This window comes from Mesorhizobium sp. Root552 (assembly GCF_001427285.1).
Classification (GTDB): Bacteria; Pseudomonadota; Alphaproteobacteria; order Rhizobiales; family Rhizobiaceae; genus Mesorhizobium.
This window is the reverse complement of sequence record NZ_LMFV01000001.1, coordinates 244,532-264,209: the sequence shown is the minus strand read 5'-3', so window position 1 is coordinate 264,209 and position 19,678 is coordinate 244,532. Positions and strand designations below refer to the sequence as shown.

The window sequence follows — 19,678 nt, the reverse complement described above, 5'->3', positions numbered from 1 at the left end:
TCCAGCGGGCCCGGGCCTTCAGCCAGAAGATGGCGGCGGTAACAGCCTCGCGCCCTTCGCCGGTTGCCTTGCGATAAAGGTTCTCGGCAACCTTGGCATTGGCCTTGGTATGGCCATGGTCGAGTTCCTGCCGGTAATGGCGGCGTAAGGTCTTTGGATCGATGCCGATCAGGCCGGCAATTTCCGCCTCTGGAATGCCATAACCGGCCAGTGTCTCGACCTGACGCCGATGGTAGGCATCCGGCTGATGTTTCGGGCGCCCCATCAGTCTTTCCCCTCGGTACGATCTGCCTTGACCTGCGCAAAGGCGCGGCTATTGCCATTCAGGATCGCGGCCTCGCCGGTAAATGCCTGCCAGCGCAGGATAGCCATGTCGACATAGGCGGGATTGAGCTCGATGGCATGGCAGGAGCGGCCGGTCATCTCGGCCGCGATGATGGTGGTGCCGGAGCCGCAGAACGGCTCATAGACGGCCTGGCCGGGCGAGGAGTTGTTCTCGATCGGCCGGCGCATGCATTCGACCGGCTTCTGCGTCGAATGGCCTGTTTCGTTGCGGGCAGGCTTCGGGATCTGCCAGACGGTGGTCTGCCGGCGGTCACCAGCCCAGTGGCCGGTGCCGCTCTCGCGGACCGCATACCAGCAGGGCTCGTGCTGCCAGTGATAGTCGCCGCGCGACAGCACCAGCTGGCCCTTGTCCCAGATGATCTGCGAGCGCAGCCGGAAGCCGGCGGCGGCAAGACTGTCGGCGACGGTCCCCGCATGCAGGCCTNCCTGTCGGCCTCGGAGATTGCCGGCGCTGCCAGTGATAGTCGCCGCGCGACAGCACCAGCTGGCCCTTGTCCCAGATGATCTGCGAGCGCAGCCGGAAGCCGGCGGCGGCAAGACTGTCGGCGACGGTCCCCGCATGCAGGCCTGCATGCCAGACATAGGCGACATCGCCACCAAACAGCGCCCATGCCTCACGCCAGTCCGCCCGGTCGTCGTTGAGCACCTTGCCGGTGGCAAGCTCGCCCCTGGCAGCCACACCGGCCCTCCGGCGGCGTCATCAACCCGCTGGTTCTGGTCGCAGCCGATCTTGCCGGCATTTCCGAGATCTACNGCGACATCGCCACCAAACAGCGCCCATGCCTCACGCCAGTCCGCCCGGTCGTCGTTGAGCACCTTGCCGGTGGCAAGCTCGCCCCTGGCAGCCACACCGGCCCTCCGGCGCCACTCGGGGTCATAATCGACGCCATAGGGAGGATCGGTCACCATGAGGTTTGGCCTCACGCCACCCAGCACACGCGTCACGGCTTCGCGATCGGTACTGTCGCCGCAGAGCAGCTTGTGTTGGCCGAGCAGCCACAGATCGCCCTGGCGGCTGGTGGCGACCTCGGGCACCTCCGGCACATCATCTGGATCGGTCAGCCCAAGCGTGCCCCGGCTCATCAAGGTGCAGATCTCCTCCTCGCCGAAACCGGTGAGGGACAGGTCGAAGCCGAGGTCCTGCAGGTCGCCGAACTCCAGTGCCAACAGCTCGGTATCCCAGCCGGCATTCATGGCCAGCTTGTTGTCGGCGATGACATAGGCCCGCTTCTGCGCTTCGCTCAGACCGGCAAGCTCGATCACCGGCACATTCGCCATTCCAAGCTTTCTCGCGGCCAGCAGCCGGCCGTGGCCGGCAATGACGCCGTTGTCGCCGTCGACCAAAATGGGGTTGGTCCAACCGAACTCCCGCATTGATGCCGCAATCTCCGCCACCTGTGCATCCGAATGCGTGCGGGCATTGCGCGCGTAGGGGATCAGGCCACAGGCAGGACGGTAATGGATCTTCAAATTTGCATTTTGTTCAATGGACATCTATGCGCGCTCCAATTCGCCAGGTGATCGAAGGAGACAGTACCAGTCAGCCAGTATCGAGAGAGGCCTGCTGAATTGCGCAGCATTGCGATTGTTTTCTCAGCTTCCGAGGCCTTTACCTGGCGAGAGCCGGACGCAAAGCGACAACCGTGTCCACATGCCGCGCCTTGGGGCGATCGTCGTCATATTCGTTTATGCGAGCAAGGACGCGTTGGGCAAAGGGTTCATTCCAGTCGAGAACCGTGGCCGTTACACGATTGTTGGCCCATTCAAAGAGATCAAGTTGGTTTGCCATTACGCAGCAAGACCATCGGGAGAGGTTGGAGAGTGTGTGTCCTTATCGGACACCAATATAAGTTTAGACCCTTCTCTCTTTTTCTCCCTGCCATCTGCCAGTTGATAGAGATAGTGGTTGCGCTTCCCACGGGGCTTTTTGCGACACACAAGCAGTCCTGTGCCCAGGAGAACGTCGATTGCAGCGTAAATTTGCCGGCGGCCTGCTCTAAGCAGACCCTTCTCGCGGAAACCGTCGGGCACAATCGCAAAAAGCCCGTCAGGCTGATGACCATGTGTCGCCAAGAGGACGCCATACAAAAGGAAAGCAAGCGCTTCGCCCTGTTTCGCCAATTTGAAGATTGCATGACGGCGCAACTGCACGACCGAATCCTGCCCTCCCCATAATTCGCCGCGTTCCCGCTTGTCCCAATACCAACTGGCGAGGCTTTCAATCTTGCCATCCGGAAAATCTTCTGGACTTTCGATCTCCCAGTCCCTGAATCCCACAAGGTCGGCAAACATTTCTTCGAACGACTCTGCTGTCTGTGCCAGTTGGTGGGCACGACGCTTCAGGGCGTCGTGACGTGTGCCCTGCTGATAGCGCCCGGAAGTGGCAGAAACTGGCGCGATTGCCCCAGGAGATATGGCATCGTGGTCCTGAAAGATCGGCAGTAGCTCCCGGGCTACCACCTGTCCCTCTGGCACATAGCAAATTCCATCAGTTCGCCTCGATTGCGGACCGACGACGAACTCGTTGTTGCCTGCCTTGAAGTCGATGGCGATGCCGGGGAGCCGAACCGCTACCGGTTTCGGCCCTTGGTGACGGAAGTATAGATGATATCCACGGCTGGTGACCGTCCTAGCCGGTGAGGAACCAAACCGTCGATCCACATAAGCGCGCGCCTCAGGGGTGTCGGTGTCAACATCCACGACAAGGATGCCCTCGAGCCTGATGCCATATGTTTCGCTTCCAGAGGCTGCCATCCTGTCCATGACGAGCGAGAGCGGCAGGCGCTTGCGATCGCGGAAGGCAACGGTCGGCGCCTTGCTGTCGGGCCCACCCAGTGGCAGCAGAGAATGGCCGGCAGAAAACAGTCTGCTCATCTCAGCCGTGACGGCCGCCGGAAGCCTCGGGTGACCCGCATCATCATGGTTGCCGTCAGGGAGCGCCATGGAAGCCCCTCGCTAGCGCCAATGGCCCAAGATCGAAGCATGCGTTTCCGCACGCCGTCCACGCTCATAAGCCTCAACATCCTGCAGTGCGTAGACGACCTTGCCGCCAAGCTTGATGTAGCTCGGACCCTGCTTGCGCCAGCGCCAGCGCTCGAGAGTGCGGGGGCTCATGCGCCAGCGTGTCGCAAGCTCGTATTGATGAAGATAAACCGGTGCCAAACCGTGGCTCCTGATGCTGTTTCTATTGCCTAGGAGTGTATAGGAATACATTCCTTTTCACAACGAATACGCGCTCAAATTCAATGGTTTTCGCAGCTTTTTGAATACTTTGACTATCGCAGAGCAGCAGGGCAGGAGCAGTTAGATTTAGACCCGTTGATTCTGGTAATTCACATACTGAAGTGCGCAGGACCGTCATCTTTCACGATAGTTTTCGCTTGGATTCGCGGGCCTTGGCTGTTCGCTGGAGCATGGTTCGATGCCAGTTTAGACCGATGGCATGGTCGCTTCGAACTGTCGCCAATCTGGTCCCAACCCGCTGTCCGTAAAGCAATTGTCGGAAACAGAGCGCCTTGCCGAACTTACCTCGATCCTGGCCGCAGGGCTGATCCGGCTACATGCGCGACAGTCAAGCAGGCGATCTGCTCAAAAGGAGAATAGTTGCGTCGACTTCACGCGCAACCAATGCAGTCATGCAACTCCAAGCGACCGGAGAACAGCATGACGATCACCGATCCCATTCCTGCGCGCCTGATGGCGCTGAAGGCAGCCTCGATGCCAGACCTGAAGAAGCAATGGCGCGAGTTGTTCGAGACCGAGCCGCCCGCGTTCAATCGGCGCTACCTGGAAAGCCGGCTGGCCTATCGCATCCAGGAACTGGCTTATGGCGGGCTGAAACCGGCAACCATGGAGCGGCTGGAAGCACTGGGTGAGCAACTCGATGGCGGCGACTTGGTGGTGCGCCGTGCCAGCGCCAATGACCGACCGATCGTTGGCACCAGGTTGATCCGTGAGTGGCAGGGCCTCGAGCACACGGTCACCGTGCTGGCCGATGGCTATGAGTGGCAGGGCCGGCCGTACAAGAGCCTGTCTTCGGTTGCACGCGCCATTACCGGCACGCGCTGGAACGGCTGGGTGTTCTTCGGGCTCAAGAACCACAGGGGGCGGACATGACGAAGCCCCCCGAAAAATCGAAGGTCGTCCGCAAACTGCGCTGCGCCGTCTATACCCGCAAATCCTCGGAGGAAGGGCTGGAGCAGGAGTTCAACAGCCTGCATGCGCAGCGCCAGGCGTGCGAATCCTATATTGCAAGCCAACGCGCCGAGGGCTGGGTTCTGGTCCGCGATCAGTATGATGATGGCGGCATCTCCGGTGGTACGCTGGAACGTCCGGCACTGAAACAGCTGCTCGCCGACATCGAGGACGGACTGGTCGACGTTGTTGTCGTCTACAAGATCGACCGCCTGTCGCGTTCGTTGATGGATTTCTCGAAGCTGGTGGAAATATTCGACAGGAATGGCGTCACCTTCGTTTCCGTGACGCAGTCGTTCAATACCACCACCTCGATGGGNGCCGGTGATGACGCTCGCCATTTACGGCATCGGCTACATCGGGCACTGAAACAGCTGCTCGCCGACATCGAGGACGGACTGGTCGACGTTGTTGTCGTCTACAAGATCGACCGCCTGTCGCGTTCGTTGATGGATTTCTCGAAGCTGGTGGAAATATTCGACAGGAATGGCGTCACCTTCGTTTCCGTGACGCAGTCCTTCAACACCACCACGTCGATGGGACGGCTGACCCTGAATATCCTGCTTTCCTTCGCCCAGTTCGAGAGGGAGGTGACAGCTGAGCGCATCCGCGACAAGATCCGCGCATCGCGGCAGAAGGGCATGTGGATGGGCGGCAACGTGCCGCTAGGCTATCGCGTCGAGAACCGCAAACTTGTGATCGAGGAAACCGAAGCCGCCAAGGTGCGAATGATCTTCGAGCGGTTTGTCGCCATTGGTTCGGCCACTGTGCTTGCAAAAAACCTGGCTGGCGAGAATGTCCGCAGCCGCAGTGGTAAGCTGATCGACAAGGGCTTTCTCTACAAGCTGCTAAACAACCGGGTTTATGTCGGCGAGGCGGTGCACAAGGGCACTTCCTATCGCGGCGAGCACAAGGCGATTATCGAGCGTGCGCTGTGGGACAAGGTGCATGCCATATTGCAGGAGAGCCCACGCAAGCGCGCCAGCAATACGCGGGCGCAGACGCCGGCCTTGCTAAAAGGCCTGATCTTCGGCCCCGATGGTGCCGCCTTCTCGCCGACCCACACGCGCAAGGGTGGGCGGCTCTACCGCTACTATGTCAGCCAGTCGGTGCTGAAGCGCGGTGCCGATGCTTGTCCGATCGCCCGCGTGCCGGCCGCCGAGGTAGAGACCGCTGTCATCGACCAACTGCGCGGCCTGATGCGCGCGCCGGAAACTGTCATCGGCACCTGGCGCGCTGCCCGATCCGAAATCGATGGGTTGTCAGAAGGCGAGGTGCGCAAAGCGCTGGAACGGTTGGATCCGATTTGGGACGAACTGTTCCCGGCCGAGCAGGCCCGCATCGTGCAGTTATTGGTAGAACGCATCGATCTTGGCTCCGACGGTCTCGCCATCCAGCTGCGCACGCAAGGATTGGCGAGCCTCGTAACCGATCTCGGCGCCATAAGCCCGGATCGAAAGGCCACCGACAGCCGAAAGGCCGCATGATCATGACAGTGACCAGCACCGCATCCGTCACCAGCAATTCCGACACCATCACCGTGCATGTGCCGCTGACCTTCATCAGGCGGGGAGGGCGAAAAGAGATCGTCCTGCCCGAAGGCACCTCAGCAAGGGCGCCGCCACGTGCCCGCATCGACAACACCATGATCAAGGCCATCGCCCGCGGCTTTCGCTGGCGCAAGCTGCTGGAAACCGGCGTTCACGTTACCGTCGAGGACATTGCCGCCGCCGAGAAGATCAACGCCTCCTATGTCAGCCGCGTCCTCCGCCTGACCCTGCTCGCGCCGGCCATCGTCGAGGCCATCCTCGATGGCCGGCAGTTGCCGGAGATCACGCTAGCCAGGCTGATGAAGCCATTTCCGGTCGAGTGGGAGAGGCAGGGGTGGTAGACCTGCAGCTGATTCCAGAGAAATCGCGCAACAGCTTGTTCCGCCAACGTCCACATTCATTCTCGGGAATTCAGCAATGGTGGACGCGCATCCGTGACGCGCTGTAGTGGCCAGCGGTCATTCTGAGGATTTTAGCTTTAGCTGTAGCCTCGTCTGGTACCTGGACATCCGTCTTGAGAACCTGGGGTAAACTTGGCTGGCCCAATCGGCCAGGCTGGGCGGGTCAAGCGAATCGGATAGGCTCCTCCCCTGGTGAAACGAACATGTCGCTGGGGGCGCATGGACTATTTCGCGCATTCCGGCCGGTCTGATGATCGCGGTCACTGGCAGCTCTTGCGGGACCATCTCTACGAGACGGCGGAACTCGCGGCCTCCTTTGCCGTGCGCTTCGGTCTCGAAAAGGCGGCTTTCACCGCTGGCTTGTTCCACGATCTCGGCAAATATACCGATGCCTTCCAGAAGCGGCTCGCCGGGGCGGAAATCCGGATCGACCATTCGACGGCCGGTGCCGTTGTGCTGTGCGATCGCACCAGCGGCATGGACGCCGATGTCGCCCAACTCATCGCGTATGCGATCCTCGGCCATCATGCCGGCCTGCCGGACAAGCAGAACGAATTCGGCCATTGCGTAGAGCGGCGGCTGAAAGAGTTTCAGGGCCGGCCCGATCCTGCCTGGGAAAACGAGATCCAGGCCGAACTGACCAGCCTGATGCCCCCCGAACTGTTGCGCAAGCTCTCGGCGCGAACGAGCCGCGAGCATGCGTCTTTCGACCTTTCGGTGGTTACTCGTTTTCTGTTCTCATGTCTGGTCGATGCCGATTTCCGCAACACCGAGGCTTATTATGCGAAGCTGGACGGCTTGCAGCCCGATCGCGAATGGCCTCTGCTTCAGGACCTGTTGCCAAATTTCACCGAGCAGTTCGACGCGCATATGGCGAGGCTGGCCAGCGACAGTGACGTCGGCCGTCTGCGGAACGAGATCCTCGCCCATGTCCGCTCCGGTGCGACGAGGACGCCAGGGTTCTTCACGCTCAACGTGCCGACCGGTGGCGGCAAGACGCTGGCCTCGCTGGGCTTTGCGCTCGACCACGCCCGTCTCCACGGCCACAGCCGCATCATCTACGCCATCCCCTTTACATCGGTCATCGATCAGACCGCCGCCATCTTCCGGGAGGTGCTGGGCGAAGACCATGTGCTGGAGCATCACTCGGCCATCGAGGACGACGCGGCGGCGCGGCGCGATCCGGACGCGCTCACCGGCCGCGCCAAGCTGCGGCTGGCCATGGAGGACTGGGCAGCCCCGGTGGTCGTCACCACCAATGTGCAACTGTTCGAGAGCCTGTTCGCCGCCCGCAACTCGCGCGCGCGCAAACTGCACAATATCGCCGGTTCCATAATCATTCTGGACGAGGCGCAGACCATCCCGCGCCATCTGCTGCGCCCTTGCGTACGCATGCTGGATTCGCTGGCCCATTTGTTCGGCTGCACCATCGTTCTGTGCACCGCGACCCAGCCGGCGCTGGATGAATCGAAGTTCAAGGGCGGGCTGCCGCTTGAAGGGCGCGAACTGGCGCCGGACCCGGTGCGGCTGGCCGCGCAATTGAAGAGGGCGCGCATCGAGCGCGTCGGACCGATGGACAATGCGGCGCTGGTGGAGGCGCTGGGCGGTGCGCCGCAGGCACTGGTCATCGTCAACAGCCGCAAGCACGCCCTGGAGCTTTATCGGGAGTTTGAAGCCGCCGGCCTCGATGGCGTAGTGCATCTCACAACGCGCCAATGCGCCACGCATCGGCGCGAAATCCTAGAAGACGTGCGCAGCAGGCTGAAGAGCGGGCAAGCCTGCCGGGTCGTCGCCACCAGCCTTATCGAGGCCGGCGTCGACATCGATTTCCCGGCCGTGTGGCGGGCGGAAGCGGGGCTGGACAGCATCGTGCAGGCGGCGGGGCGCTGCAATCGGGAAGGGCGCAGGTCCTGGCAGGAGAGCGTGGTGCGCGTGTTCTCCACGCCCGACTACAGGCCGCCGCCCGAAATTGCCGGTCTGGTCGGCGCCATGGGACGCATGCAGGGCAAGCACGAAGATCTTTTGTCGCCTCAGGCGGTCGAGGATTATTTTGGAGAAGTCTACTGGCAGGCGGATGAGGGACTCGATAGGGAAAAAATTCTTGCCGATTTGAAGATAAACCAGCGGGAAACCCATTTTTCCTTCCGGACCGTGGCGGAAAAATTCCGTATGATCGAAAGCGGCATGGAGCCAGTCATCATTCCATTTGATGACATGGCGCGCAAATCTGTGGATCAACTTGGCATCAAGGAAATTTCTTCTGGTCGCATCGCGCGGAAGTTGCAAGCTTATGTGGTGCAGGTGCCGCCGAAAGCCCGGGCCAAACTGATCCAGAACGGACATGTGGCTTTCGAGCACGCCTCGCTGCGGGGGGATCAGTTTGCGGTGTTGAAGAAGGAAAGCCTCTACGACGGCGGTATCGGCCTGTTGTGGGAGGCGCCTGATAATCTGGCTCTGGAGGACACCTTCATTTGAGGTTGGCCGACAGAGAACATGCGACGGGGGAAGGTCGTTGGCATACGGCATCCGATTGAAGGTATGGGGCGACCATGCCTGTTTTACACGCCCGGAAATGAAGGTGGAACGCGTCTCCTACGACGTGATGACGCCTTCGGCCGCGCGCGGCATTCTGGAAGCGATCCACTGGAAGCCGGCCATTCGCTGGATTGTCGACGCCATTCATGTGTTGGAGGCGCCGCGCTTTCAGTCCATCCGCCGCAACGAAATCGGTTCCAAGGTGCCGGCCGGCAAGGTCAAGAGCGCGATGAAGCGCGGCGATCTGGAAGGGCTTCAGCTTCTGGTCGACGAGGACCGGCAGCAGCGCGCCGCCACGGTGCTGGTCAGGCCCGCCTATGTGATCGAGGCGCATTTCGAACTGACCGGCAAGGGCGGCGGAGAGGAAACGGAAGGCAAGCATCTCGACATCTTCAACCGCCGCGCCCGGCGTGGACAGTGCTTCCACCAGCCCTGCCTTGGCACGCGCGAATTCGCCGCCAGTTTCGAACTGATCGAGCCGGAAGCACCGATGCCCGAGCCGTCGGAGAAAACGACGGAGCTTGGCTTCGGCACACCGCGCGACTTGGGCTTCATGTTGTGGGACATCGATCACCAGACCAAGGACAAGCCCTCCATGTTCTTTCGGGCCATCTTGCAGGATGGCGTGGTCAAGGTGCCGCAGCCCGGTTCCGCGGAGGTGCGCCGATGAGCATTCTACTCTCGCTCGTTCGTGCTTACGATCGGCTGCCGGATGCGCCGGCACCGGGCTATTCCTCGCAGAATATCGGCCTGGTGATCAGCCTCAACAACGACGGCACGGTGGCCGACGTCATCGATTGGCGCGAAGGGGAGGGCAGGTCACGTAAGCCGCGCCAGATGCTCGTTCCACAGCCTGTCAAGCGTACGGCCGGCATTGCTCCGAACTTTCTTTGGGACAAGACTTCCTATGTGCTGGGCGTCACGACGGGAGAAGGCAAGCGGACTTCCGATGAGCATGCGGCTTTCAAGGAATTCCAGGACAAGGCGTTGGCGGCAACCGACGATCCCGGCCTCAGGGCCTTCCTGCTTTTCCTGAGCGCATGGACGCCCGACCAGTATATTGAGCCGCGCTGGCCGGATGACCTCAAGGACCAGAATGTCGCTTTCGTGCTGGAAACCGAGCGTCGCGACAACATCTGGCTGCACCAAAGACCGGCAGCCAAGGCGCTCTGGTCGCGCGTTTCGGGCGAGACGGCGGGAGCCGAGCAAATCTGTCTGGTCACCGGCGAAGCCGGTCCTGTTGCCCGCCTGCACCCCGCTATCAAGGGCGTATGGGGCGGCCAATCTTCGGGCGGCTCCATCGTCTCCTTCAATCTGGATGCCTTTACATCCTACGGACATGTCCAGGGCGACAATGCGCCCGTCTCCGAAGACGCGGCGTTCAAATACACCACGGTTCTCAACCGTTACCTCGAGCGCGACAGCGGCCACCGTATCCAGATCGGCGATGCTTCGACCGTATTCTGGGCCGATGCGTCCGACCGGGAAGTGGCGAAGGTGGCGGAAGGCTCGTTCCTGGCCATGCTTTCCGATAGTTTCGGCCCCGTCGCTGACGGCAAGGTCGAGACGGAGAGAATCGGCATCCTGCTTGCCCGCCTGCGCAAGGGCGAGCAACTGGTAAGTTTCGCCCCCGAATTGTCGCAAGGCGTGCGCTTTCATGTGCTGGGCCTTGCACCCAATGCCGCGCGCATCTCCACCCGCTTCTATTTCGAGAACGATTTCGGCGTGCTGGCGCGGAATTACCAGCGTTTCGTCGAGGACATGCGCATCGAGCCGCCGCCGCGCGAGCCTTATCCGCCGCTGTGGCGCTATCTGGCGGAGATGGCTGTGCTGCGCAAGCGCGAGAACGTGCCGCCGAACCTTGCCGGCGACTGGATGCGCTCGATCCTGACCGGCACCGCCTATCCGCTCACCCTGCTTTCGGCCGTATTGGCGCGCATTCGCGCCGACGGCGAGATCAACGCGCTGCGCGTTGGCATGATGCGGGCGGTTCTGGTGCGCAATTTCGGCATGACACCCAATGGTGGGGACAAAACGAAGGAGGCTCCCGTGGCGCTCGACCCGGAGAACAGGAATAAGGGCTATCTGCTCGGCCGACTCTTTGCCGTTTACGAGCAGGCGCAGAGGGCGGCGCTTGGCAATGTGAATGCGACCATCAAGGACAAGTTCTACGGTTCGGCTTCCGCCACGCCGCGCAATGTCTTTGCCCTTCTGGAGCGCGGATCGGCCAACCATCTGGCCAAGGTCGGCAAGGGCCGGCCGGGCCAACGCGTCAATCTCGAAAAGACGATTTCCGCCATCATGGAAACCATGTCGCCGGGGGACGATCCGTTCCCGGCATCGCTCAACGCGGCCGAGCAGGCGTTGTTCGGCCTTGGCTACTATCACCAGCGTCAGGAATTCTTCCGCAAACGCGACACATCCGGCACGGAGGAGGCCGCATAATGACCACGCTCGCCAATCGCTACGACTTCGTGCTTCTGTTCGATGTCGCCAAGGGCAATCCGAACGGCGATCCCGATGCCGGCAACATGCCGAGGCTGGATCCCGAAACCAATCACGGGCTGGTTTCCGACGTCAGCCTCAAGCGCAAGGTGCGCAACTATGTCGAATTGGCTAGGGCCGGCACCGAGGGTCATCACATCTATGTCGAGGAAGGCGCCATCCTCAACGATAAGCACCGGCAGGCCTACAAGGCGCTGCGTCCCGACGATGCCAAGGTCGACAAGGACGCGAAGCTGAACCCCAGGGACGAAGCCGAGGCAAAGCAGATCCGCGACTTCATGTGCCGCAATTTCTTCGATGTGCGCACCTTCGGGGCGGTGATGTCGACCGGCATCAATGCCGGGCAGGTGCGCGGCCCGGTGCAGATGACCTTCGCCAGTTCGGTCGAGCCGATCGTACCGCAGGAAATTTCCATCACCCGCATGGCGGCGACCAGCGATGCGGAGAAGAAGCAGCGCGCCGAGGGTGCGGACGAGGGCAACGAGCGCACCGAAAACCGCACCATGGGGCGCAAGCACATCGTGCCCTATGCGCTCTATCGCGCCCATGGTTTCGTCTCGGCCAAACTGGCGGAGCGCACCGGCTTCGGCGAGAACGATCTCGATCTGCTGTTCGAGGCGCTTGCCAGCATGTTCGAACATGACCGCTCGGCGGCGCGCGGCGAGATGGCTACGCGCAAGCTGATCGTCTTCAAGCATGACAATGCGCTTGGCAACGGGCCGGCACACGCGCTGTTTGACCGGATCAGCGTCGGCCGCAATATCGACGGCGAATTCCGCGAGATCGACAGCCGGATCGACAACTATGCGCCGGCGCGCGCCTTCAAGGACTACGCCTTAACCATCGACCGGGACAATTTGCCCGAAGGGGTCAAGATCATCGAGAAGCTGTAGACGATGCCGGGAGAGGAGGGCGGGCCCCAGTCCGTGGAGGGCGAGCCGGTTCCGCTCTCCGCGCTCCAGCATGCAGTCTATTGCCTGCGCCAGGCGGCGCTCATCCATATCGAGCGCGCATGGGCCGACAACCGCTTCACGGCGCAAGGTCATGTTCTGCATGCAGTGGCCGACAAGGGCGGCTCACGGAGAGCGCGCGGCGTGCGCCGGGTGATGGCGCTGCCGCTCGCCAGTCGCAGGCTCGGCCTTTCCGGTACGGCCGATCTCGTCGAGTTTCATCCGCGCGGCGACGGCACCGAGGTACCCTATCCGGTCGAATACAAGCGCGGCAAGCCCAAGCTGCACCGCGCCGACGAGGTGCAGCTTTGCGCGCAGGCGCTCTGCCTGGAGGAGATGACGGGCGTGGGGGTTGCGGAAGGGGCGCTGTTCTACGCAGAAACGAAACGCCGCGTCGCGGTCCCCTTCGATGCCGCACTGCGCCGGCTGACCGAGGACACGGCGCGTGACTTCACCGCCCTGTTCGCCTCCGGCATCACCCCGCCACCGACACCGCACCGAAAACGCTGCCGGGCCTGTTCACTCCTCGAACTGTGCCGGCCGGATGCGGTTGCGCGCCCGGTACGCGCCTGGCGCGCCTCCATGGTCTCGCGTCTTGCGGACGAAGGGGTCTCATGAAGAAACTGCTCAATACCGTCTATGTCACCACCGAAGGGGCAGCGCTGCGCAAGGACGGCGAAAACCTCGTGGCTGAGGTGGATGGGCAGGAGAGGGCGCGGGTGCCCTTGCACATGCTGGCATCGCTGGTGGCATTCGGGGTCATCTATCTGTCGCCGGGGCTGATTGCGGCTTGCGCCGCAGCCGGCATCGGCATCGTGCTGCTGGACCGAAACGGCCGCTTTCAGGCGCGGGTGGAGGGACCTGCCACCGGCAATGTGCTGCTGCGCCGCGCCCAATACCGGGCCTCCGATGCGCCGGAAGACATCGTGCGCTCCTTCATCATCGGCAAGGTGGCCAACCAGCGCGCCGTTCTGATGCGCGGCATGCGCGACCATGGGGAGGATTGGGATGAGGCCGCGCGCGTTGCGGTTTCGGAGGCGGTAGAGCGGCTGGCCTATATCGTGCGCCGTGTCGAACTCGCCAATGGCGATCTCGACCGGCTGCGCGGTTCGGAAGGCGAAGCGGCCAACATCTACTTCTCGGTTTTCGATCACCTGATCCGCGTGCCGGACCCGCAGATGCGCTGGCGGGGGCGTTCGCGGCGCCCGCCGCTCGATCCGGTCAATGCGGTGCTTTCCTTCCTCTACACTCTGCTCACCCATGATTGCCGAAGCGCCTGCGAAAGCGTCGGCCTCGATCCGTCGGTCGGCTTCCTGCACCGCGACAGGCCGGGCCGGCCGAGCCTCGCGCTCGACCTGATGGAGGAATTGCGCCCCATTCTCGCGGACAGGCTGGCGCTTTCGCTGATCAACCGCCGCCAGCTTCGCGAGCGGGATTTCGAGGTGCTCGAATCGGGCGCGATGCTGCTTGGCGAGGAAGCGCGCAAAACGGTGCTCGCTGCCTGGCAGGAGCGCAAGAAGGAAGAGCGCCTGCATGCATTCCTCCAAGAAAAGGCGCCGCTGGGGCTGGTGCCTCACCTGCAGGCACAGATGCTGGCCCGTCATCTGCGCGGCGATCTCGATGCCTATCCGCCCTGGTTCTGGAAATAGGCGGCCATGCTGGTTCTTGTCACCTACGATGTCGCCACCAGTGGGGGCAACGGCGCGGCCAGGCTGCGCCGGGTGGCGCGGGCCTGCCTCGATTTCGGGCAGCGGGTGCAATATTCCGTCTTCGAGATAGAGGTCGACCCTGCCCAGTGGACACGGTTGAGGGCACGGCTGGAGGGGCTCATTGACCCGCAGACTGACAGCCTACGCTACTATTATCTGGGTTCCAACTGGCAGCGTAAGGTGGAACATATCGGCGCCAAGCCGGCGGCCGATCTGGGCGGCACCCTGATTGTCTGAGGCACGGGCGGACGCTTGCGACCTCACAACGCATGCCGGCGCGAACCCCAAGCGTGCCGGAAAATCCCGGTAGGTTCGCACCTCGGCCAGTTCTTTGAAATAGTGAAGCTTTTTTGGTCCCCGCCGCCTGGAATCGGTGATGCCTGTGCATTTCTGCCCGGGTTCGCGCCTGACACCCTATTTACCCCGTCTAGCCACTGGGTTAGCTCTGTGACAGTCGCTCCCTTCACGGGGGCGCGGATCGAAACTGTCCAGCCGCCTCCAGCTTGTTGCTGCAAATGATGACGTCGCTCCCTTCACGGGGGCGCGGATCGAAACGCCTCCAAGCACATCAGGCAGGATATGGTCGACCTGTCGCTCCCTTCACGGGGGCGCGGATCGAAACTTTCATTAGCCGATATAGCGAGCCGGGCACTTGGGTCGCTCCCTTCACGGGGGCGCGGATCGAAACATTGCATGGGTAGGCTGTCAGGATCGTTGCTGGTGTCGCTCCCTTCACGGGGGCGCGGATCGAAACATCACGCCGGAAGAACTGGCATCGAAAACAGGCTGGTCGCTCCCTTCACGGGGGCGCGGATCGAAACTGGAGCGCTCCGCCCATGACTAACCTCATCGCCACGCGTCGCTCCCTTCACGGGGGCGCGGATCGAAACTCCGCATAGCGGCGCTTGCAGACGAACACGTCAAGTCGCTCCCTTCACGGGGGCGCGGATCGAAACTGTTTCGTAGACGCCACTCATACCGCCTCCAGGAGTCGCTCCCTTCACGGGGGCGCGGATCGAAACGCGGCGCTGTTTGTCTTCTGACCGTAAACGGTTGGTCGCTCCCTTCACGGGGGCGCGGATCGAAACTTGGCTAGCTCAATATTTGCAAGCGAGATTTGCGTCGCTCCCTTCACGGGGGCGCGGATCGAAACCTCTTTCTCGCGCATGAGCCGGGCGACGTGCTTGGTCGCTCCCTTCACGGGGGCGCGGATCGAAACTCGGTTCGGGATATAATGTTCTGCATCTGGTCGGGTCGCTCCCTTCACGGGGGCGCGGATCGAAACTCCTGTGGGAATGGCATCAAGGAAAGCGGCGTAAGTCGCTCCCTTCACGGGGGCGCGGATCGAAACAGACGAAACGGCACAAGAGGCTGCGCAGGCCGTTGTCGCTCCCTTCACGGGGGCGCGGATCGAAACGCAAGCAGGTGTCTGATGCGGTGGGGGCGCTGGAGGTCGCTCCCTTCACGGGGGCGCGGATCGAAACAATGCCATTGCTTTGCTCCATTCCTGACAGCCGAGGTCGCTCCCTTCACGGGGGCGCGGATCGAAACATGGGCGGCTCGACAGTGGTGCGCATCATCCGTGTCGCTCCCTTCACGGGGGCGCGGATCGAAACTTCGCCTTCATGGCCCGTCGCCGTGCATCCCGTAGTCGCTCCCTTCACGGGGGCGCGGATCGAAACCATGCGGGGGCATGACGCTCCGCGACTGGTTCGCGTCGCTCCCTTCACGGGGGCGCGGATCGAAACTCCTGTGGGAATGGCATCAAGGAAAGCGGCGTAAGTCGCTCCCTTCACGGGGGCGCGGATCGAAACGTCGGATGATTAACAAGCTCCATAAAGGTTTCGTTGTCGCTCCCTTCACGGGGGCGCGGATCGAAACCGGTCTTGCCGCTCGTTTTTGAAGGCACGTAGCGTCGCTCCCTTCACGGGGGCGCGGATCGAAACGAGCGCTTCAACGGCTCGCTCGATGTGCTCAACCGGTCGCTCCCTTCACGGGGGCGCGGATCGAAACGCTGTTGGTGTGTTCACCAGCATAGTTGGCGCAATGTCGCTCCCTTCACGGGGGCGCGGATCGAAACAACGACCATTTGAAATCCATCAGCCCACGAGAGGGTCGCTCCCTTCACGGGGGCGCGGATCGAAACTCGCGCTCAAGAGCTTCGAGGCGGTCGGCGGCTTCGCGTCGCTCCCTTCACGGGGGCGCGGATCGAAACAAGCTGTAGAGGCTGGACTTGGAATTCTCGACGGGTCGCTCCCTTCACGGGGGCGCGGATCGAAACATCGCGACATGCGCGAGGCCCGCCCTTCGGCAAGGTCGCTCCCTTCACGGGGGCGCGGATCGAAACACGGCAATACCGCGAACCTCGTTCTGGGCACGGGTCGCTCCCTTCACGGGGGCGCGGATCGAAACATCGAAGCGCTCTTGGGGTTCGCTGGGCCGCTGGGTCGCTCCCTTCACGGGGGCGCGGATCGAAACTCCGCAAACTAGTCAAACGTTTCACGAAAGGAAACGTCGCTCCCTTCACGGGGGCGCGGATCGAAACAGTGAGATTGCAGATGGGGACGTTTAGGCTCATGCTGCGGGAGGTTGTCCAAGCCGCATGACAGTGGCTGAAAAGTTTGACCCCAGACTCTTTCTCCCGCCGTTATGCATCACAAAAGTACGACTCGAACGACGAAAATAACTCTGCATTTACAGTGGCTTGCAACTCCGTACCAAATCCGCGCAGTCAAGAGGTTTGGAGAATATCCGCCAGGAGAGAGCAAAATTGGCGATTCGGGCAGACAGCGCAGTCAACAGCTTTGGGCCGAAAACCCGCAGTTCTGCGCCTTTCCGGGCGTCAATATTGGCGGCAGAGAATATTGGATCGTATAGGACTGGCGGAGAAGGAGGGATTCGAACCCCCGATACCCTTGCGAGTATGCCGCATTTCGAGTGCGGTGCATTCAACCACTCTGCCACTTCTCCGCGGGTCGTGGTCGCCATGTCGGCGCGGCGCACTAGATAGCGGCAGTATCGCCTAGAGACAAGGCCAAATCCGCCGCTTTCTTGGCGGGTTGGGCCAGACAGGCGAGATTGCGGCAGTTGTGGGCGCCGCGGCGTTGCAAAGGGCCGCTCTCGCCATGCGCAATCGGCGTTTGCCTTGACTTTGCGGGACCCTTCGGTTAGGGACAGCGCGCAATCGGCGTGGAACGCTTTCCGCGCCGCTTGTTTTTTGAACCCGCAGACTGACAAAAAGACGGCCGGAACGCCATTCCCTCGTGGAAACCAGGTGGTTCACAAAGGCCGACCGAACAGCGAAAGGCAAAAAATGTTCGCAGTCATCAAAACGGGCGGCAAGCAGTATCGCGTAGCCGCCAACGATCTTCTGAAGATCGAAAAAGTCGAAGGCCAGGTCGGCGATATCGTCGAGATTGGCCATGTCCTGGCTCACGGCGAAGGCGACAAGGTCGTATTCGGCGCTCCGTTCGTCGAAGGCGCGCTGGTCACTGCCGAAGTTGTCCTGCAGGGCAAGAACCGCACCGTCATCGCTTTCAAGAAGCGCCGCCGCCAGAATTCCCGCCGCAAGATCGGTCATCGCCAGCTGCTCACCACGGTGCGCATCTCCGAGATCCTGATCGATGGCGCCAAGCCGTCGAAGAAGGCTGCTGCAAAGGCCGAAGCCAAGGCAGAGGCAAAGACGGAAGCCAAGGCTGCCGCCGCCGCCCCGCTGTTCAAGGCGCCGAAGGGCGAGCCGGATGACCTCACCGTCATCAAGGGCATCGGTCCTGTGGCTGCCGAGCAGCTCAAGGAGCAGGGCATCGCCACCTTCGCGCAGGTCGCGAAGCTGTCGGATGCCGACGTCGCCAAGATCGACGAGCACATGCCTTTCAGCGCCGACCAGATCAAGGACTGGCGCGAGCAGGCCAAGGAACTGGCGAAGAAGTAATTCGCCGGTCGCCTGATCGGACTTGAAACGGACGCCAAGCGCGTCCATAAGGATCGCAAGCGCCTGAGACGGCGCAAAGGAGCACTAAGATGGCACACAAGAAAGCTGGCGGTTCGTCGCGCAACGGTCGCGATTCGCACTCCAAGCGCCTTGGCGTGAAGAAGTTCGGTGGCGAAGCCGTCATTCCGGGCAACATTATCATTCGCCAACGCGGCACCCAGTGGCATCCCGGCGTCAACGTCGGCATGGGCACGGACCACACCCTTTTTGCGCTCGAAGCAGGCGCAGTGACCTTCAACAAAAAAGCCAATGGCCGAACCTACGTATCGGTAAACCCGATGCAGAAGGCCGCGGAGTAGCCGGTTCCGCACTTAGATACCGGCGCCCCATCTCGGGACCGGTGTCTGGCCAAGCCAGGAAAAGGATCAGGGGAGATGGGTCGCCATCTCCCCTTTTTCTTTCGCCTGGAGGACAATTCGATGGTTGCCGAGAAGGAAGAGTTAGACGACGCGGGTTTGCGCATCGATTGCCCGGTGCTGCTGACCGAGCGCCTGGTGATGCGCCCGCCACATGACGACGACGTGGCCGACCTCGTGGCGCTGGCCGATAACCGCCGCGTGGCCGAAATGCTGGCGCGCATGCCCAACCCTTATGGCGAAGCGGAGGCGCGCGCCTTCATCGCCAACAGCAAGGTCGGTGGCTTCGGCGGCGCGGTCTATGCGCTGACGCGTTCCGAAAATGGCGCGCTCGTCGGTTGCGCCGGCCTCAACCAGACCGATCGCGGGCTGGAACTGGGCTATTGGATCGGCGAACCTTACTGGGGTCAGGGTTACGCCACCGAAGCGGCGCATGCGCTGGTCGATCTTGCCTTCAGGGCAACCGAGATCACCTCGCTTCATGCATCGTGCCGGGTCATCAATCCGGCCTCGCGGCGCGTCATCCACAAGTGCGGTTTCCAGTATGCCGGACAGGGCATGCTGAACTCGATCGTCGCCGGCAAGGTGCCGGTCGAGCGCTACAGGCTGGACCGGCGGACCTGGTCGAGCCTCAGGACCTGGGCACACTCGTGAACCAAAGGCGGGGCGGGATGGTTTCCCGCCTCGCTTGCGCACCGCCGCCCAGAGTAATGCCGCTTGGTCACGGCATGGATCCTAGGGTCTTCGCAACGGCCTTCGGCCTGCTCCGCCCTAGGATGACGACGAGATGGGTGTGCTTGTTCATTGCCACGCCCGGCTAAAGCCGTCTGGGGTTCTTTGCCCCGCCTTTAAGCTCCCTCGCTTCGCTCGTCGCTGGCGGGGACCCCGACGAATGGCCGGACGGCTGACCAAGGTCGCACTTTATCATCGCCACGCCCGGATTGATCCGTCTGGCCATTGTCAAAGAACTGACCTCATTTGAGAGGTCGGGAGGACGGGCGGCCGTTCGGTCGCTCGTTTAGGTAAAGTATGCGGCCTTGCGGCCGCCCGTCCGGTGGTCTTGCCTCCCTGAGGGGGCGCTGCCGTCTATGCGGCCCGCTGGCTCAGTCGAGGCCCGGACTTCACACCGTCATGCGACCAAT

General features: G+C 62.1%; 17 protein-coding genes, 1 tRNA gene, 2 pseudogenes and 1 CRISPR repeat array. Of the genes and pseudogenes, 14 read left to right on the top strand and 6 right to left on the bottom strand.

Annotation, left to right across the window (positions count from 1 at the left end):
* The 5 genes and pseudogenes from ASD50_RS01325 to ASD50_RS01305 form a co-directional block, all read right to left on the bottom strand.
* A pseudogene (locus ASD50_RS01325) lies at window positions 1-265 on the bottom strand (hypothetical protein); the annotation flags it as partial.
* Window positions 265-681, bottom strand: coding sequence for a DNA-methyltransferase (locus tag ASD50_RS01320; protein WP_413813862.1), 417 nt, complete (start codon window positions 679-681; stop codon window positions 265-267). The gene ASD50_RS01320 and the pseudogene ASD50_RS01325, both read right to left, overlap by 1 nt.
* A 418-nt stretch (window positions 682-1,099) precedes the next feature.
* Window positions 1,100-1,839 (bottom strand): ParB/Srx family N-terminal domain-containing protein (locus ASD50_RS22230; RefSeq protein ID WP_162251970.1); only part of this gene is annotated, 740 nt, incomplete at its 3' end.
* 294 nt (window positions 1,840-2,133) lie between these two features.
* The gene (locus tag ASD50_RS01310; protein ID WP_056234660.1) at window positions 2,134-3,288 is read right to left on the bottom strand and encodes a bifunctional DNA primase/polymerase; all 1,155 of its coding nucleotides are present in this window, start codon (window positions 3,286-3,288) and stop codon (window positions 2,134-2,136) included.
* Window positions 3,289-3,300: 12 nt separating this feature from the next.
* On the bottom strand, window positions 3,301-3,507 hold the full coding sequence (locus ASD50_RS01305; protein ID WP_056234793.1) for a helix-turn-helix transcriptional regulator: 207 nt from the start codon (window positions 3,505-3,507) through the stop codon (window positions 3,301-3,303).
* A 501-nt stretch (window positions 3,508-4,008) separates the two neighbouring features.
* Between ASD50_RS01305 and ASD50_RS01300 the strand changes: the two genes are divergently transcribed.
* From ASD50_RS01300 to cas2, 11 genes and pseudogenes are all read left to right on the top strand, one after another.
* Complete coding sequence (locus tag ASD50_RS01300; RefSeq protein ID WP_056234789.1) at window positions 4,009-4,461, top strand: DUF2924 domain-containing protein; 453 nt, start codon at window positions 4,009-4,011, stop codon at window positions 4,459-4,461.
* Window positions 4,458-4,858, top strand: a pseudogene (locus tag ASD50_RS23660) (recombinase family protein); the annotation flags it as partial. The gene ASD50_RS01300 and the pseudogene ASD50_RS23660, both read left to right, overlap by 4 nt.
* A 1-nt stretch (window position 4,859) precedes the next feature.
* Window positions 4,860-6,026, top strand: a 1,167-nt coding sequence (locus ASD50_RS01295; protein ID WP_156464892.1) for a recombinase family protein, incomplete at its 5' end; no start/stop codon positions are given.
* 2 nt (window positions 6,027-6,028) lie between these two features.
* A complete protein-coding gene (locus ASD50_RS23710; RefSeq protein WP_056234785.1) occupies window positions 6,029-6,430 on the top strand; it encodes a hypothetical protein in 402 nt (133 codons plus the stop codon).
* A gap of 252 nt (window positions 6,431-6,682) precedes the next feature.
* Complete coding sequence (cas3, locus tag ASD50_RS01285; protein WP_320410592.1) at window positions 6,683-8,965, top strand: CRISPR-associated helicase Cas3'; 2,283 nt, start codon at window positions 6,683-6,685, stop codon at window positions 8,963-8,965.
* 37 nt (window positions 8,966-9,002) lie between these two features.
* Window positions 9,003-9,695, top strand: a complete 693-nt coding sequence (cas5c, locus tag ASD50_RS01280) for a type I-C CRISPR-associated protein Cas5c (RefSeq protein ID WP_056234654.1) — start codon at window positions 9,003-9,005, stop codon at window positions 9,693-9,695.
* Window positions 9,692-11,470 carry a type I-C CRISPR-associated protein Cas8c/Csd1 gene (gene cas8c / locus ASD50_RS01275; protein WP_056234651.1) on the top strand — a complete coding sequence of 593 codons (1,779 nt, stop codon included), beginning with the start codon at window positions 9,692-9,694 and terminating at the stop codon, window positions 11,468-11,470. Before cas5c ends, cas8c begins: the two co-directional genes overlap by 4 nt.
* Entirely contained in the window at window positions 11,470-12,423 is a 954-nt protein-coding gene (gene cas7c / locus ASD50_RS01270; protein WP_056234646.1) for a type I-C CRISPR-associated protein Cas7/Csd2, read from the top strand. Before cas8c ends, cas7c begins: the two co-directional genes overlap by 1 nt.
* A 3-nt stretch (window positions 12,424-12,426) precedes the next feature.
* Window positions 12,427-13,098, top strand: coding sequence for a CRISPR-associated protein Cas4 (gene cas4 / locus ASD50_RS01265; protein ID WP_056234644.1), 672 nt, complete (start codon window positions 12,427-12,429; stop codon window positions 13,096-13,098).
* Window positions 13,095-14,129 carry a type I-C CRISPR-associated endonuclease Cas1c gene (cas1c, locus tag ASD50_RS01260; protein ID WP_056234641.1) on the top strand — a complete coding sequence of 345 codons (1,035 nt, stop codon included), beginning with the start codon at window positions 13,095-13,097 and terminating at the stop codon, window positions 14,127-14,129. Before cas4 ends, cas1c begins: the two co-directional genes overlap by 4 nt.
* A 6-nt stretch (window positions 14,130-14,135) precedes the next feature.
* Window positions 14,136-14,426 carry a CRISPR-associated endonuclease Cas2 gene (gene cas2 / locus ASD50_RS01255; protein WP_056234638.1) on the top strand — a complete coding sequence of 97 codons (291 nt, stop codon included), beginning with the start codon at window positions 14,136-14,138 and terminating at the stop codon, window positions 14,424-14,426.
* Window positions 14,427-14,642: 216 nt separating this feature from the next.
* Window positions 14,643-16,734: a CRISPR direct-repeat array (repeat unit 32 nt; unit sequence GTCGCTCCCTTCACGGGGGCGCGGATCGAAAC).
* 335 nt (window positions 16,735-17,069) lie between these two features.
* Here cas2 and ASD50_RS01250 read toward each other — a convergent pair.
* Window positions 17,070-17,159, bottom strand: a tRNA-Ser gene (locus ASD50_RS01250).
* A 343-nt stretch (window positions 17,160-17,502) separates the two neighbouring features.
* Here ASD50_RS01250 and rplU point away from each other — a divergent pair.
* From rplU to ASD50_RS01235, 3 genes are all read left to right on the top strand, one after another.
* Entirely contained in the window at window positions 17,503-18,120 is a 618-nt protein-coding gene (gene rplU / locus ASD50_RS01245) for a 50S ribosomal protein L21 (protein ID WP_056234782.1), read from the top strand.
* An 89-nt stretch (window positions 18,121-18,209) separates the two neighbouring features.
* Window positions 18,210-18,479, top strand: a complete 270-nt coding sequence (rpmA, locus tag ASD50_RS01240) for a 50S ribosomal protein L27 (protein WP_056234635.1) — start codon at window positions 18,210-18,212, stop codon at window positions 18,477-18,479.
* Between the two features lie 120 nt (window positions 18,480-18,599).
* Window positions 18,600-19,190, top strand: coding sequence for a GNAT family N-acetyltransferase (locus ASD50_RS01235; protein ID WP_056234630.1), 591 nt, complete (start codon window positions 18,600-18,602; stop codon window positions 19,188-19,190).
* Window positions 19,191-19,678: the final 488 nt, after the last annotated feature.

Bases quoted from the DNA above. Each gene is read 5' to 3' on its own strand.
- ASD50_RS01310 (WP_056234660.1), bottom strand. From the start codon at position 3,288: ATGGCGCTCCCTGACGGCAACCATGATGATGCGGGTCACCCGAGGCTT.
- ASD50_RS01300 (WP_056234789.1), top strand. From the start codon at position 4,009: ATGACGATCACCGATCCCATTCCTGCGCGCCTGATGGCGCTGAAGGCA.
- ASD50_RS23710 (WP_056234785.1), top strand. From the start codon at position 6,029: ATGACAGTGACCAGCACCGCATCCGTCACCAGCAATTCCGACACCATC.
- cas8c (WP_056234651.1), top strand. From the start codon at position 9,692: ATGAGCATTCTACTCTCGCTCGTTCGTGCTTACGATCGGCTGCCGGAT.
- cas7c (WP_056234646.1), top strand. From the start codon at position 11,470: ATGACCACGCTCGCCAATCGCTACGACTTCGTGCTTCTGTTCGATGTC.
- cas4 (WP_056234644.1), top strand. From the start codon at position 12,427: ATGCCGGGAGAGGAGGGCGGGCCCCAGTCCGTGGAGGGCGAGCCGGTT.
- cas1c (WP_056234641.1), top strand. From the start codon at position 13,095: ATGAAGAAACTGCTCAATACCGTCTATGTCACCACCGAAGGGGCAGCG.
- cas2 (WP_056234638.1), top strand. From the start codon at position 14,136: ATGCTGGTTCTTGTCACCTACGATGTCGCCACCAGTGGGGGCAACGGC.
- rplU (WP_056234782.1), top strand. From the start codon at position 17,503: ATGTTCGCAGTCATCAAAACGGGCGGCAAGCAGTATCGCGTAGCCGCC.
- rpmA (WP_056234635.1), top strand. From the start codon at position 18,210: ATGGCACACAAGAAAGCTGGCGGTTCGTCGCGCAACGGTCGCGATTCG.
- ASD50_RS01235 (WP_056234630.1), top strand. From the start codon at position 18,600: ATGGTTGCCGAGAAGGAAGAGTTAGACGACGCGGGTTTGCGCATCGAT.